This is a genomic window from Achromobacter veterisilvae (genome assembly GCF_037619525.1).
GTDB classification, from domain to species: domain Bacteria; phylum Pseudomonadota; class Gammaproteobacteria; order Burkholderiales; family Burkholderiaceae_B; genus Achromobacter; species Achromobacter veterisilvae.
Window position 1 is genome coordinate 5,500,283 of sequence record NZ_CP148753.1, and the last position, 13,268, is coordinate 5,513,550.

The window sequence follows — 13,268 nt, forward strand, 5'->3', positions numbered from 1 at the left end:
CCTTGATTCCGCTTGAATCTCAGTGCAATCCCTAGGTGCATCGCTTAATTGTTGACCAGCATATCACCGTGTGGAATTCTACGTAAACCATTTATTGATACATGAATCCTATATTTTAGGACTTAATAAATGGCCGCAGCGACTACAGGCGGCCCCATCCACCCAAAGGAGAATTCCATGAAAAAGTTGTGGCGCATTGCCCTGGCAGGCGCGGTCCTGGCGCTGGCCGCCGGCCCGGCCGCGGCGGACGGCTGGCCCGCGAAACCCGTGCGCATGGTCGTACCGTTCCCGCCCGGCGGCGCGACCGATGCCGCCGCGCGCATCTATGCGCAACACCTGGGCGACTACCTCGGCCAAAGCGTGGTGGTGGAGAACAAGGCCGGCGCGGGCGGAGAGATCGGCGCGGAATTCGTGGCCAAGTCCCCCGCGGACGGCTACACGCTGCTGATGGGCGCCGTGGGCAGCCATGCGATCCACGCCGCCATGCCGGACAAGCCGGGCTATGACTTCGGCACCGCCTTCGTCGGCGTGTCCATGGCCACCAGCATGCCCATGGCCGTCGCGGTCAACAGCGACAAGATCGCCGCCAGGAACGTCCAGGAACTCGTCGCCCTGGCCAAGAGCAAGCCCGGATCCATCACCTACGGCTCGGCCGGACCCGGCACGTCGCAGCACATGGCGGGCGAACTCTTCCAGGTCGCGACCGGCACCCGGCTCATGCACGTGCCGTACCGCGGCAGCGGGCCGGCCATCACCGACCTGCTGGGCGGCCAGATCGACATGGTCATCGAAACGCTGCCGGCGCTGTTGCCGCAGGTGGCCAGCGGCAAGATCCGGCTGCTGGGCGTGACGACCGCCACGCGCGCCACCGCGCTGCCGGACCTGCCCACCCTGATGGAGCAAGGCGTGAAGGACTATTCGGTGGCCACCACCTACGCGCTGCTGGCTCCCGCGGGCACGCCGCCGGCCGTGGTGGACAAGCTGTCGGCCGGAATGCAGAAGGCCGCCGCCATGGCTTCCGTGCAGCAGGCCGCGCTGAAACTGGGCGCCGACGCCGTGGCCACCACGCCCGCCGACACCAGCCGCGTGCTCAAGCAGGAAGTCGCCCGCTGGGCGGAAGTCGTGCGCCTGTCGGCCGCCAAATGACGGCGCCGCGCGCAACGTCCTCGCCGCCCGCGGCGGACCTGGCCATCGTGGGCGGCGGTTCGGTGGCCGTCAGCTTTCTCTACCAGTTCCTGCTCCGCCTGGATCCCGCCGCCGGCCCGCCGCCCGCCATCGTCCTGTACGAACCGCAGGCCGAACCGGGCCCGGGCGGCGCCTACCAGGACGACCTGTCCAGCAACCTGCTCAACATCCCCGCCGGCAATATGTCGGCGCTGGCGGACCACAGGCTGGACTTCGTGGAGTGGCTGCGCGGACAGGACCCCGCCTGGCTGCGCGCCCAGGGCGCGGAGACGATAGACCCCGCCGATTTCCTGCCCCGCCCGCTGTTCGGGGCCTATATGCGCGCGGTCTACGCGCGGGCCCGGAACCTGGCGCGCACGCTGGGCGTCGCGCTCACGCACGCGCAAAGCCGCGTGCGCCGCGTGGCGCCGCTGTCTGCCGGCGCAGGCGTGCGCGTCGAACCCGAGCAAGGCGCGCCCTGCGTGGCGCGCCTTGCGGTGCTGTGCAACGGCAATCTGCCCTCGCTGGCGTTCCCCGGCCTGCGGGACGCGCCCGGCTATTTCAACAGCCCCTATCCCGTCCACGCGCTGGCCGGCGGCATCGCCGCCGACGCGCCGGTCTGCATCGTCGGCACGAGCCTGAGCGCCGTGGACGCGGTGGCCGCCTTGCAGCAGGCGGCGCATCGCGGCCCTATCCTGTGCGTCTCGCGCAATGGCCGCCTGCCCGCCGTGCGCAGCCCCCACAACCGTCCGCCGGACAGCCTGCGCCACCTGAGCCGCGACGGCGCGCTGCGGCTTGCCGCCAGGCACGGCGGCGGCCTGTCGGTGGACGTGATCGCCGCGGCGCTCAAGGACGAGGTGCTGGCCCTGGGAGGCAGCGTGGACGCGGACGACCTGCTGGGCCTGGCGGGCGATGCGCGGATCGCGCTGGACGAAGAGATCAGGCGGTCCGCGCTGGCGGCCCGGCCGTGGCAGGCCGTGGCGGCGGCGACCAATGCGGCCGTGGACCAGATCTGGCACTTGATGCCCGATGCCGAACGCGGCCGCTTCCAATCGCAATGGCGCTCGCTGTGGATGGCGCGGCGCGCCACCTTCCCCATGCGCAATGCGCTCAAGCTCCAGGCGCTGTTCCGCACGGGCCAGTTGCAGGTCGGCGCCGGCTACCTGGACAGCCGGTACGACGCCGCCAACGGGCTGTTCCATACGCGGCTGCGCGGCGCCTCGGGCGCCATCTCCACGCACGCCAGCCGCTACCTGGTCAACGCCACCAGCTTCTCGGTGGATGCGCCGGGCGCGCAAGACCCGCTGGTGGCTTCGCTGCTGCGCGACGGACACGCGCGGGCCGATCCCCATGGCGGCCTGGCGCTGGACTACGGAACGGGCTGCCTGAAGAACGCGCGGGGCGAGGTCCAGCCCGGTATCTCAGTATTGGGCAGCCTGGCGGGCGGCACCTACTTCTGGACCACGTCCATGGACGTGAATGCGCGGCTTGCGCGCGACCAGGCGCGCCGCATCGCCGCGGAGATCTCGCGGGCGGGCGCCCGAGAGGGCCCGCCCATGCTGAAAGAAGCCTTGCGCTAGCCCAGAAAGCCCCGGCGATAACCCATCCCCTGCGAAATGGACTGCGCACAGGCCGCCACATCCGGCGCCAACTGCTTCATCCTCGCCGCGCTGAGGCGGTCCAGCGGGCCGGATATGCCGACCGCCGCCACCGGCTGGTCCAGGCTGTTAAACAGGGTCACGGCCAGCCCGCCCACCCCTTCGCGCCATTCGCCCCGGTTGACCGCGTAGCCGGCGCGCGCGATCTTGCGCAGCTCGTCTTTCAGCAGCGGCATGGACACGATGGTCGACGGCGTATGGCGCAGCAGCCTGTCGGCATAGCGTTCGACATAGCCCTCGGCCTGGTAGGCCAGCAAGGCCTTGCCGGTGGCGACCGCGTAGGCGGGCGCGCGTCCGCCCACCATCGAATAGGCGCGTATCGGCTGCGGGCTGTCGATCTTGTCGATGTAGACCACGTCGAAACCGTCCAGCACCGACAGGTGCACGGTCTCGCCGGTCTGGTCCGCCAGCGCGCGCATGAAGGGCGCGGCCAGCTTGCGCACGTCCAACTGCGCGAGCTGGCGGGCCGCCAGTTCGAACAGGCGCACGGCGCCGCGATAACCGCCGCCGTCATCGTCCTTGATCACGTAGCCGGCGTGTATCAGGGTCTGCAGGGTGCGGTGGGTGTTGCTGCGGGTCAGCCCGACCCGGGCCGCCAGCGCGTCGATGGTGCGCGGCGGATTGTCCACGTCGGTCACCGCCTCCAACACCATCAGACCTTTGAGCAGCGTCTTGTCCATGGTTTTTTCCTAATATTTAGGACAGAAACATAGCATGAGACGCCGCGCGAGAACAGGCTTGCTAGGCGATGGCCGCCCGGACGGCCTCCGAACGGTCCCACAGGTTCGGCAGGCTGGCCGAGGAATAGCCCGACACGAACGGCTTGGCCTGCCCGCTGGCGGGGTCGTAGACATGGCGCGACACGGCGCCGATATTGCCGCCGTACATGTGCACGCTGATGGACACGCGGTCCGCGTAGGCATTGGACACGCGGTGGATGTCGCCCTCGGCCGGCGACAGGCGCTCCACGTCGCCCGGCTTCAGCGTGGTCGCAGCCCCCGCGGGCGCGATGCGGCCGTCCGGATCGCGGACGTAGCGCTGATTGACCTCGGCGCCCCGCAGCATGCCCACGTAGCCCCACACTTCGTGGTCGTGCACCGGCGTGGCCTGCCCCGGCCCCCAGACGAAGCTCACCAGCGAGAACCGCTCCAGCGGGTCGCAGTGCAGCAGGTACTGCTGGTAATACTGCGGATGCGGCGCGGTACAGGCCTCGGGCAGCCAGTCGTCGTGGCGCACCAGGTCGGCGAACGCGGCCTCGAGCGCCGGGGTCTGCGCAAGCGCCGTCGGCGACGCCAGCCGCGTCGCGGTGGCGATGAAATGGCGCAGCCGGTCCAGGCCGGCGTGAGATTCAGGCATTGCGTTTCTCCAAGGCGTTTGGATATCCCAGATTGAAAAAACAGTATCCACGATTCGGGACGGATGCGCACTCATGGCCCTGCCGCCGGCCGGGCGATCGCGCCGAGCTTTTCTTGACAGGGCCGCCCCTGCGCGTGCAGCGTATCGGACTGTCTCGAAGATAAGAAATGAAAAATCCGCATCACGACATACCCGCCACGCTGGCGAGCGCGCTGCAAGAGGCGCGCCGCGTGGTCGTCTTCACCGGCGCCGGCGTTTCCGCCGAAAGCGGCATCGCCACCTTCCGGGACGCCTTGACGGGCCTGTGGTCCCGTTTCGATGCGCAGGCGCTGGCCACGCCCGAAGCGTTCAGGTCCCACCCCGACATCGTCTGGGGCTGGTACGAATGGCGGCGCGCCCAGGTCCTGCGCGCCGCGCCGAACGCCGCGCACCGCGCCATCGCGGAACTGGAGCGGCGCGTCCCGGAACTCATCGTCGTCACGCAGAACGTGGACGACCTGCACGAACGGGCGGGCAGCGCCCACGTCGTGCATCTGCACGGCAGCCTGCACGCGCCGCGCTGCTCGTCCTGCGGCACGCCGCAGCCGTTTCCGGAAGGCGCGCCGAGCGAACCGGAGGAAGGCCGGCGCATCGCGCCGCCCGCATGCGCGCGCTGCGGCGCGCCGGTGAGGCCCGGCGTCGTCTGGTTCGGCGAAAGCCTGCCCGCCGACGCCTGGAACACCGCCATCCGCGCCGCGGAACGATGCGACCTGCTGTTGAGCATCGGCACCTCGGCGCTGGTCTACCCGGCGGCCGAACTGCCGCAGCGCGCGCTGGCCGCGGGCGCGGTCGTGGCGCAGATCAACCCCGCCGCCACGCCGCTGGATGCGCGCGCCCATCACAACCTGCGCGGCGCGGCCGCCGACATCGTGCCCGAGCTGCTGGCCAGCGCGGGATTCGGCGCCGGCGACCGCCCTTCCGATCCGTAGCGCACTGCGATCCGGAGGCCTTGCAGCGTGAAGATTCGTGAGGATTGCAGCCAACGGTGTCGCGTTGAATCCACGCTGCCCGCGAGTCCAGGGGAAACCCCAAATCCCACCGTGCGCACTGCGGGATACAGTGGCGAAATAGGTTTCGGCCGTGGAGATCATCATTCCGTTTTCCTGGAGACTTCCCGACGTGTTCGTGCGTTCGCCAGACGGTGTCCTGCACCGTGTGGTGCGTCACGCCACGACCACCGAAACCATCGCCAAACTCGAGAACATGCCCAGCAATTACCACCTGGATTGCGAATGCATGCTCGATAACGGCGAAACCCTCTGTTGGATCGGCAACGACCAGTATCGCCAAGTGAATGGCGGCGCGATCTTCACCGCCGAATCCGTCGTCACCGCGCCTCGCGGCGAATCCCGCAAAAGCGCCGCAAGAAGCGGCGTGCACGATGCCCGCAGGAAACCTGCGCCGCGCAAGAAGCTTGCCGCGGGCCAAGGGCACGTGCCATTAGCTGTCGTCAATCTGAAAACCGGCAACGACTGGAGCCTGATACGCGCATGGCGCGAGCATCTCAATATCAGCACCGCTGACATGGCTGCCCGGCTAGGCGTCGACCACTCCATCTATGTCGAACTGGAACGGCCGCGCCCACGGCCCCGGCAGGTCATCCTGGACCGCGTCTCCGAAGCCCTGGGCGTCTCTCCCGACCAGCTCGACGATTCATTGTTAGGAGGACATTTTCATTAGGACCCGTTCGTCCTGAAAGGATGGGCAGGCCCTGCCCCGCGCCGGAACATCGAACTTCCCGCCTGGCACTCTTGAAATGTTCAAACGACTTTGGCGCCGCACACATCATTGACCCGCGCATGGAGGTATGAATATGCTCGGCACAGCAAGACGACTTACCGACGTCCTCGCCACCGCCCCGGACGGCACGTTGTACCGCATCGAACGATTCGTCTCGGACCCTGACGCGTATTCCGCGCTGGGCACGTCGCGCTTCGACCCCAAGACCCATTGCGTATGCCGCACCAGCGCGGGCGACAAGGTCGCATGGCTGGGCGGACAGGCCTATCAGTTGCTCAAGAGCGGCACTGCGTTGACGGCGATGGACCGGCGCCGACAATGAATGCCGCGCAGAAAGAAAAAGCGGCTTGATGACAGATCATCAAGCCGCTTTTTTCACATTCCGCCAAAACCGCGGCAATGTTCTCGAATTGGGTTGGTGCGCCCGGCAGGATTCGAACCTACGACCCCCTGGTTCGTAGCCAGGTACTCTATCCAGCTGAGCTACGGGCGCCCCGAAAGAGGCGTGTTTATACCATGGAACAAACGCCGCGCGCAAATCGGGCCGGCGCCTGGCAGGCCCGGCCATGTTTGACCGCGGTCAAGGAGAACGCTCGCGCAGCGCAGTACGCTGGATGCGTACGCGACGGATCCGCGCCGCGCCGCGATTCACCCCTTTTCCCGACGCGGACCAGACATCAGGCATCCGCCATGGCCAAGAAGTTTCCGCTGCATCCCACGCACCCCGAACGCATCTGCTGGGGCTGCGACCGCTACTGTCCGACCGATTCGCTTGCCTGCGGCAACGGATCGGGCCGCACCATGCATCCCGCGGAACTGCTGGGCGACGACTGGTACACGGTGGGAGACTGGGGCTTCGACGAAGAAGAAGCGCCGCAAGACGCCGCCAAGGAAAAACACCCGGCCACGCAGGCGCACTGAGAAGCCAGGCCCGCGCCGCAAAACAAAAAGGCCTTCGATGCGAGATCAAAGGCCTTTCCATTTTCTTTGCTGTATTGGCCAGGCCCAATGACTTGGAACTTGGCGCGCCCGGCAGGATTCGAACCTACGACCCCCTGGTTCGTAGCCAGGTACTCTATCCAGCTGAGCTACGGGCGCTTCGGCAAAGAGGCAAAATTATATCAGAAAATCTTGCCGCTTTTTTATTGCGTTTACTCTTACTGCTCTTGCTTCATTGAACTGGTGCGCCCGGCAGGATTCGAACCTACGACCCCCTGGTTCGTAGCCAGGTACTCTATCCAGCTGAGCTACGGGCGCGTTTCAAAGCAAGCCTTGAATGATAGCCCTAATTCGGGGTCTGCGCAAGTCAGGGGGCCCGGGCACAGGAACGCCAAGCCGGCCCGATGCACGGGAAGGAGTGCGTTCTCACCATTGCGGCGCACCCCGGCGCGGCAGTAAAAAGCGTGCGTGGAACCAACCGGGCCTGCCACTTGCTCAAGCGTCGCGTGTAGCCGCTCAAAGACGAGTGGCGCACGGTGCCAAGCAGGGGTCTGTCGACCATCTTTGAAGAGGAGCGCCTCCATGCTCTCGAGTCTTCGCCGCTTGGAAGCCTATCTGGCCGCAATTGCCGCGCTGTTTGCCCTGCAATCGGCCCACGCCCTGGATACGACACCTACCGAATCGGCTGCCGCGACAAGCGCCGCGACCCTTGGGCTGGTCTACCTGACCGATGATCTTTCCCGCAAGGATCTCTTCAACGAAATCCTGAAGATTGACGCGGCCGCCGGCTCCGAAGACCCTACCCAGTATTTCAATCTCTACAACGCTTTCCGCTTCCCTGACGACGTCAAAGTGGATGCGGTTCTTAAGACGCCGCGCACAAATTCACTGTTCGGCGTCGACATCAGCCACCACACGCACTCCGCTTTTCCCATTGAACAACTGCGCAAGCGCGAGGTTCACTTCATTTACATGAAGGCCACCCAAGGCGCCAGGTATCTCGACCCCAAGTTCTCAAGCTTCTGGACCCGAACCGGAAACTTGCCGAAAGGCAGCGAAGTCCATCGCGGAGCCTTTCATTTCCTTTCCAGCGGCGACGGCAGAATTGCCCCGGCGGAATGGGGAAAGATCCAAGGCAGGACCTTCGTCAAGGTCATCAAGGCCAACGGCGGCCTGCTGGAAACAGACATGCCCCCCGTCGTAGACTTGGAGTGGGACAAGGAAAATTCGGCGTCGAAGGACCGCTGGACGGATCGCAAGCCCGATGAGATTCTCGAAACACTCATGGCCTTCCTGTCCGTCGTCGAAACAGAGCTGAATCGCAAACCGATGATCTATACGGCTCGCTCATGGTGGAACGAGCGGATCGGCTCTGAAGAGAAATTCAAAGCACTTTCACGATACCCTCTGTGGATAGCCGACTACTCAAAGACATCTCAGGCAAATGAGATTCCCAGAACCATCAACGGTGTCAAATGGGTGCTGTGGCAATACACCGACTCCGCCAAGATGGCGATCGGCTTTAACGATGCTTTCGACGCCAACATTTTCAAGGGCGAGCCCGCCACGTTCTACACCCTTCTCGGCATCAAGGCGTTCGAATGAAACGTCCATCGCCATTGAGGCTGGGGTGCATTGCCGTCTCGCTGACGGCAACCGCTCTCGGGGCTGAACCCGAACCCTATTCCGGCACCTGCGCGAACGGCGCCCCGGCCCACGAGGCCAAATATTGCCCGTATTTCGAGCATTTCAATGCCGCTCCGGGGAAACAACAGTTGGACGTGCGCATCAGAGACGCTCTGCGGGTCTCCGATAGCGCCGCTACGCGTGCCATCGGATTAGTGATCGCAATCGATTCGTATCCGAACATGCCCAATAGCGATCTACCGGCGGCCAAGGTGGATGGCGACCGGCTCGTGCGGTTTCTTGTCGAGACACAGAAATTCGATGAAGTCATCGTGCTGCGAAACAAGGACGCGACCCCCGACAACATTAACTATTTCCTATACAAGTACCTGCCCAACCGCGCGGCCGACTTCAACAAGATGGCCAGGCTCCTGATCGCCTATTCCGGCCACGGCCGGTACGGCACCCAAGATGGGCAGACCGATGTGCCGGCCGCGTTCGTGCTAAGTCCGGCCAAGGATCCCGGCGGGTCCGAGCACATGTACCGCATGCAGGAATTCGCCTCGGCGGTAGAGGCGCTGGCAACGCGCTACTTCCATGTTCTGACGCTCGTCAATGCATGCTACGGCGGGAACTTCTTCACCAACGGCAAGGCCGGAGGCAATCCGGACACATTTGTAAAACGAGGATCCTATGCGCTTACAGCGGGATCCAGCGACGACTTCGTACTTTCACTGGATCCGAGTCGAGGCAGCCTATTCTTCGATCTGATTATCGAGGGCGTCTCCAACGGCGAGGCCGATCCGCTGTACTGGGAAGCCTACAGTGTCGTCGGCGACGACGGGGAAAAAGTCCAACAGCAAGGCCTCACGCGCACGCTTGCGTTGACGACTTACCTTTCCAGCAGCTACGCCAGGATTACCCGGCTGAAGTCCAAAGCCAACCCTGGATTCAGCCTCAGCGCGCCCTGGATAGGCCCCGCACAAGCGGGGACCGCATTGGGCGGGTTCTTCTTCTTGTCGGACCGCGGCGCGCGGGGCGTCATGACGGCCGCCAACGCCTACGGCGCCCCGGGCTCACCCTCAACGCCGGCCAAATTCGGCACGCCCGAATCGAGCACCGCTGTGGCGGCCGTGCCGACCGAACCCGCTACACCGGCGGGACAGGCCCAAGCCATCGAACGGATGACCTTGCCGCCGGGTCCTGTCAGCAGCATCCCCGGCAGGCCGGACATAAAGATCTTCAAACCGCCCGACATCTACCCCATCAAGGGCTTCGACCTGTCATCGGCCGACGGCCGGATCGACTGGCAGACGTTTTCCCAGGCAAACTCCCCGCGATTCATCTATGCCCGAGCCGCAGGCTGGGCTGGCCCCGACCCGACCTTCAAGGACCGCTGGTCGAATGCCAAAGCGCTGAAGATGGATCGCGGCGCCTACCTGAAGTATGACTTCTGTCTATCGCCCAGCGACCAGATGAAACGCATCGCAGGCATCGTATCCATGGATCCCGACTCCCTGCCGTTTGCGATAGAAATCGTGCACCCCAAAGGCGAGAGCAAGAAACAACTGGATTGCCTGAACGCCATCGGGATGGACAAGGCCAAGACCGACATACTCGACCTGGCGTCCAGGGTTCGCGGCCACTATAAAAAAACGCCGCTACTCTATGGAAATCGCCACAACCTATCGACCTTCCTGGACGACCGCTCCAACGAATTCATGATCTGGCTGGGCAGCTATGGCGCGACCGGAATAAAGCTGAGCGGCCGAAACCCCTGGACCCTCTGGCAGTATTCCGGCACGCTCAATATCAAGGGCGTAGGCACCAAAACCACTGGCGAAGTGTTTTTTGGAACCGAAGCGCAGTACCGTCTTTTCAAAGACGGACAAGACAATGTGGCTCTGAAAGCGGTAGATTGAGCCGCCTGCCGAAGCGCATTGACACCTTGCCAATGCGGGCGCAGCTCAGGAAGCGGCGCGCGCCGCTTCCAGCCCGGCCAGCAACGCGCGGGCCTGTTCGACGACGTCCGCGTCGTTCGGCCGAAAGTCCAGGCGCAGCGCTTGCGGCAACTGCGCGAAATGCGCGTGGCAACTGCGGGCGTAGGCCGGGTCGTAGTGCCAGTCTATCAGTTCGCGAGCCAGTTCGACGCGCAGGCCCTGGTCGACCAGGGCCTGCCAGCCGCCCACCCGCTCGCGGCTGTGCAGGCCGATCATGCGCCGCAACTGCGCCTTGAGGGATTCCGGATCGTCGAACAGCCGCGCGTAGTCCTGCAGCAGGAAGGCGGCGCGATCCTCGCGGGTGGACCTGACCTCGATGCAGGGGCTCGCGTGCATGGCGGCCAGGAGTGCCGCCGGCAAGGCGACCGCGCCGATCTTGCGGCTCTCGGCCTCGACGAATACCGGCCGCGACGGATCGAACGCGCGCAAGTCCTGCGCCAGCAGCGTATCGAAGCCTTTTTGCGAGGGCTGGGGCACGCCGGCCCAGGCCCCGAGCAGCGAGCCGCGGTGCGAGGCCAGGCGCTCCAGGTCCAGCGTCTGCGCGCCGGCCTGGGCCAGGGCGTTCAGCAGGCGCGTCTTGCCGCTGCCGGTGGGCCCGGCCAGCACGATGTAGCGCAGGGCCGCGGGCAAGCGGTCCAGCGCCTCCAATGTCGAGCTGCGATAGGTCTTGTAGCCGCCGTCGAGCTGCCGCGCGCGCCAGCCGATCATGTTGAACATGGTCGTCATGGAGCCGGAGCGCATGCCGCCGCGCCAGCAATAGATCAGCGGCCGCCAGCCCTGGCGCCGGTCCGCGAAGGTGGTGTCCAGATGCGCGGCGATATTGCGCGCCACCAGCGCGGCGCCGACCCGCGAGGCCTCGAGCGGCGAGACCTGCCGGTACAGCGTGCCGACCACGACGCGCTCTTCGTTGCTCAGCACCGGCGCGTTGATCGCGCCGGGGACATGATCGTCGGCGAATTCGAGCGGCGTGCGCACGTCGATGACTTCATCGAAATCGTCCAGCCGGTCGAGCGTGGCGAGCAGGTGTTTCAAGGGAGCGGCGCGAAGAAGGGAAAGCGGAATTCTCTCATGCGGCCGGGCCATGAAAAAACCCGCAATCGCTTTCACGATTGCGGGTTCTTTATCCCCGATGCCGGCCGGAGCCAACTCGGAGAAAATCTGGCGGAGATGGTGGGATTCGAACCCACGATGCAGTTTTTAGCCACATACTCCCTTAGCAGGGGAGCCCCTTCAGCCTCTCGGGCACATCTCCGAAGAGAACGAGATTCTAGCACGACTTTTTTCGCTCTTGCCCGCCCGGCGGGCCCTCATCGCAAAAAAATCGTGCCGAATCCCTGATCAGGCCTTCTCGGCGGGCGCCTGGTCCAGACCGAAGGCCTTGTGCAGCGCGCGCACGCCCAGTTCCATGTACTTGTCGTCGATGATCACCGAGGTCTTGATTTCGCTGGTGCTGATCATCTGGATGTTGATGCCTTCCTGCGACAGCGTCTGGAACATCAGGCTGGCCACGCCCACGTGCGAGCGCATGCCGATGCCGACGATGGAGACCTTGGCGACCTTCTCGTCGGTGGACAATTCACGCGCGCCCACGGCGGGGATGACTTCGCGCTTGAGCAGGTCCACGGCGCGCGCGAACTCGTTGCGGTTCACGGTGAACGAGAAGTCCGTCGTGCCGGCCACGGACTGGTTCTGCACGATCATGTCGACGTCGATGTTGGCGGCGGCGACCGGACCCAGGATGGAGAAGGCGATACCGGGCTTGTCCGGAACGGCCAACAGGGTGATTTTGGCTTCGTCGCGGCTGAAGGCGATGCCGGAGACAACGGCGGCTTCCATTTTTTCGTCTTCCTCAAAAGTAATCAGCGTGCCCGAGACCATTTCTTCTTCGAGCGGGATAAGCGGGTCGGTCAGCGAGGACAGGACCCGGACCGGCACACGGTATTTGCCGGCGAATTCGACCGAGCGGATCTGCAGGACCTTGGAGCCCAGCGACGCCATTTCCAGCATTTCCTCGAAGGAAACGACGGCCATGCGGCGCGCTTCGGGCACCACGCGCGGATCGGTCGTGTAGACGCCGTCCACGTCGGTGTAGATCAGGCATTCGTCGGCCTTGATGGCGGCCGCCACGGCCACGGCCGAGGTATCGGAACCGCCGCGGCCCAGCGTGGTGATGTGGCCCTCGGGATCGATGCCCTGGAAGCCCGTGACGATGACCACGCGGCCGGCGTCCAGGTCGCCGCGGATGCGGGCGTCTTCGATGGAGCTGATGCGGGCTTTCGTGAAGGACGAATCCGTGCGCACGGGCACTTGCCAACCGGCATAGCTGCGCGCCGGCACGCCTTCGGCCTGCAGGGCAATGGCCAACAGCCCGCTGCTGGCCTGTTCGCCGGTGGCGGCGATCATGTCGAGCTCGCGGGCGTCGGGCTGCGGCGAAATCTCGCGCGCCAGGCCCAGCAGGCGATTGGTTTCGCCCGCCATCGCCGACGGGACAACGACAACCTGGTGGCCGGCGGCGTGCCACTTCGCGACGCGGCGCGCCACGTTCTTGATGCGCTCGACCGAGCCCATCGAAGTACCGCCATATTTGTGAACGATCAGGGACATCTCGTACTCTGGCTGGGAACCCGCCGCAAAGGTTGACGGGCAAAGCCGTATATTCTAGCGCGACGGTAAAATTTTGCGCAGTTTGCGCGAATTTCTGTCCATACTGCGGTTATCGGCGCACTTATTCGCGGAAATTCCGCGA

Annotated in this window: 12 protein-coding genes and 4 tRNA genes; 8 read left to right on the forward strand and 8 right to left on the reverse strand. The window is 65.0% G+C overall.

Features of this window, described 5'->3' with window-relative positions:
- Nucleotides 1–177 precede the first annotated feature (177 nt).
- Both WHX56_RS25490 and WHX56_RS25495 read left to right on the forward strand, forming a co-directional pair.
- Nucleotides 178–1,146: a tripartite tricarboxylate transporter substrate binding protein gene (locus WHX56_RS25490; protein ID WP_129245182.1), complete on the forward strand. Its 969-nt coding sequence runs from the start codon at nt 178–180 to the stop codon at nt 1,144–1,146.
- Complete coding sequence (locus tag WHX56_RS25495; protein WP_338879339.1) at nt 1,143–2,744, forward strand: FAD/NAD(P)-binding protein; 1,602 nt, start codon at nt 1,143–1,145, stop codon at nt 2,742–2,744. The genes WHX56_RS25490 and WHX56_RS25495 overlap by 4 nt, the downstream gene beginning before the upstream one ends.
- Here the strand turns inward: WHX56_RS25495 and WHX56_RS25500 are convergent.
- Together WHX56_RS25500 and WHX56_RS25505 are read right to left on the reverse strand one after the other, a co-directional pair.
- Complete coding sequence (locus WHX56_RS25500; protein WP_129245185.1) at nt 2,741–3,502, reverse strand: IclR family transcriptional regulator; 762 nt, start codon at nt 3,500–3,502, stop codon at nt 2,741–2,743. The two genes, WHX56_RS25495 and WHX56_RS25500, sit on opposite strands and share 4 nt — an antisense overlap.
- Nucleotides 3,503–3,563: 61 nt before the next feature.
- Nucleotides 3,564–4,178: a cysteine dioxygenase gene (locus WHX56_RS25505; RefSeq protein ID WP_338879340.1), complete on the reverse strand. Its 615-nt coding sequence runs from the start codon at nt 4,176–4,178 to the stop codon at nt 3,564–3,566.
- Between the two features lie 167 nt (nt 4,179–4,345).
- Here WHX56_RS25505 and WHX56_RS25510 point away from each other — a divergent pair, with 167 nt between their 5' ends.
- The 3 genes from WHX56_RS25510 (at nt 4,346) to WHX56_RS25520 (ending at nt 6,279) form a co-directional block, all read left to right on the forward strand.
- A complete protein-coding gene (locus tag WHX56_RS25510) occupies nt 4,346–5,146 on the forward strand; it encodes an NAD-dependent deacylase (protein WP_338879341.1) in 801 nt (266 codons plus the stop codon).
- Nucleotides 5,147–5,297: 151 nt separating this feature from the next.
- Nucleotides 5,298–5,897: a helix-turn-helix domain-containing protein gene (locus WHX56_RS25515; protein ID WP_129245194.1), complete on the forward strand. Its 600-nt coding sequence runs from the start codon at nt 5,298–5,300 to the stop codon at nt 5,895–5,897.
- Nucleotides 5,898–6,030: 133 nt separating this feature from the next.
- Nucleotides 6,031–6,279 (forward strand): hypothetical protein, encoded by a 249-nt coding sequence (locus WHX56_RS25520; protein ID WP_129245196.1) that lies wholly within the window; start codon nt 6,031–6,033, stop codon nt 6,277–6,279.
- Between the two features lie 94 nt (nt 6,280–6,373).
- On the opposite strand, the gene WHX56_RS25525 is transcribed toward WHX56_RS25520, so the two are convergent.
- Nucleotides 6,374–6,450 (reverse strand) — tRNA-Arg (locus WHX56_RS25525).
- 197 nt (nt 6,451–6,647) lie between these two features.
- On the opposite strand from WHX56_RS25525, the gene WHX56_RS25530 reads away from it, so the two are divergent.
- Nucleotides 6,648–6,878 (forward strand): DUF3079 domain-containing protein, encoded by a 231-nt coding sequence (locus WHX56_RS25530; RefSeq protein WP_129245198.1) that lies wholly within the window; start codon nt 6,648–6,650, stop codon nt 6,876–6,878.
- 100 nt (nt 6,879–6,978) lie between these two features.
- Here WHX56_RS25530 and WHX56_RS25535 read toward each other — a convergent pair.
- Both WHX56_RS25535 and WHX56_RS25540 read right to left on the reverse strand, forming a co-directional pair.
- Nucleotides 6,979–7,055: transfer RNA gene (locus WHX56_RS25535), tRNA-Arg, on the reverse strand.
- A gap of 82 nt (nt 7,056–7,137) precedes the next feature.
- A tRNA-Arg gene (locus WHX56_RS25540) sits at nt 7,138–7,214 on the reverse strand.
- Nucleotides 7,215–7,478: 264 nt separating this feature from the next.
- Between WHX56_RS25540 and WHX56_RS25545 the strand changes: the two genes are divergently transcribed.
- Together WHX56_RS25545 and WHX56_RS25550 are read left to right on the forward strand one after the other, a co-directional pair.
- Entirely contained in the window at nt 7,479–8,501 is a 1,023-nt protein-coding gene (locus WHX56_RS25545) for a GH25 family lysozyme (protein WP_129245200.1), read from the forward strand.
- On the forward strand, nt 8,498–10,444 hold the full coding sequence (locus WHX56_RS25550; RefSeq protein ID WP_338879342.1) for a GH25 family lysozyme: 1,947 nt from the start codon (nt 8,498–8,500) through the stop codon (nt 10,442–10,444). Before WHX56_RS25545 ends, WHX56_RS25550 begins: the two co-directional genes overlap by 4 nt.
- 45 nt (nt 10,445–10,489) lie before the next feature.
- Here WHX56_RS25550 and mnmH read toward each other — a convergent pair whose 3' ends face one another.
- The 3 genes from mnmH to WHX56_RS25565 all read right to left on the reverse strand — a co-directional run bounded on the left by mnmH (nt 10,490) and on the right by WHX56_RS25565 (nt 13,126).
- Nucleotides 10,490–11,554: a tRNA 2-selenouridine(34) synthase MnmH gene (gene mnmH / locus WHX56_RS25555; protein ID WP_338879343.1), complete on the reverse strand. Its 1,065-nt coding sequence runs from the start codon at nt 11,552–11,554 to the stop codon at nt 10,490–10,492.
- Nucleotides 11,555–11,681: 127 nt separating this feature from the next.
- A tRNA-Ser gene (locus WHX56_RS25560) sits at nt 11,682–11,774 on the reverse strand.
- 86 nt (nt 11,775–11,860) lie between these two features.
- Nucleotides 11,861–13,126, reverse strand: coding sequence for an aspartate kinase (locus tag WHX56_RS25565; protein ID WP_129245212.1), 1,266 nt, complete (start codon nt 13,124–13,126; stop codon nt 11,861–11,863).
- Nucleotides 13,127–13,268: the final 142 nt, after the last annotated feature.

What these genes read in the sequence shown, in the direction of transcription:
- WHX56_RS25490 (WP_129245182.1), top strand. Translation starts at nt 178, where the DNA reads ATGAAAAAGTTGTGGCGCATTGCCCTGGCAGGCGCGGTCCTGGCGCTG.
- WHX56_RS25495 (WP_338879339.1), top strand. Translation starts at nt 1,143, where the DNA reads ATGACGGCGCCGCGCGCAACGTCCTCGCCGCCCGCGGCGGACCTGGCC.
- WHX56_RS25500 (WP_129245185.1), bottom strand. Translation starts at nt 3,502, where the DNA reads ATGGACAAGACGCTGCTCAAAGGTCTGATGGTGTTGGAGGCGGTGACC.
- WHX56_RS25505 (WP_338879340.1), bottom strand. Translation starts at nt 4,178, where the DNA reads ATGCCTGAATCTCACGCCGGCCTGGACCGGCTGCGCCATTTCATCGCC.
- WHX56_RS25510 (WP_338879341.1), top strand. Translation starts at nt 4,346, where the DNA reads ATGAAAAATCCGCATCACGACATACCCGCCACGCTGGCGAGCGCGCTG.
- WHX56_RS25520 (WP_129245196.1), top strand. Translation starts at nt 6,031, where the DNA reads ATGCTCGGCACAGCAAGACGACTTACCGACGTCCTCGCCACCGCCCCG.
- WHX56_RS25530 (WP_129245198.1), top strand. Translation starts at nt 6,648, where the DNA reads ATGGCCAAGAAGTTTCCGCTGCATCCCACGCACCCCGAACGCATCTGC.
- WHX56_RS25545 (WP_129245200.1), top strand. Translation starts at nt 7,479, where the DNA reads ATGCTCTCGAGTCTTCGCCGCTTGGAAGCCTATCTGGCCGCAATTGCC.
- WHX56_RS25550 (WP_338879342.1), top strand. Translation starts at nt 8,498, where the DNA reads ATGAAACGTCCATCGCCATTGAGGCTGGGGTGCATTGCCGTCTCGCTG.
- WHX56_RS25565 (WP_129245212.1), bottom strand. Translation starts at nt 13,126, where the DNA reads ATGTCCCTGATCGTTCACAAATATGGCGGTACTTCGATGGGCTCGGTC.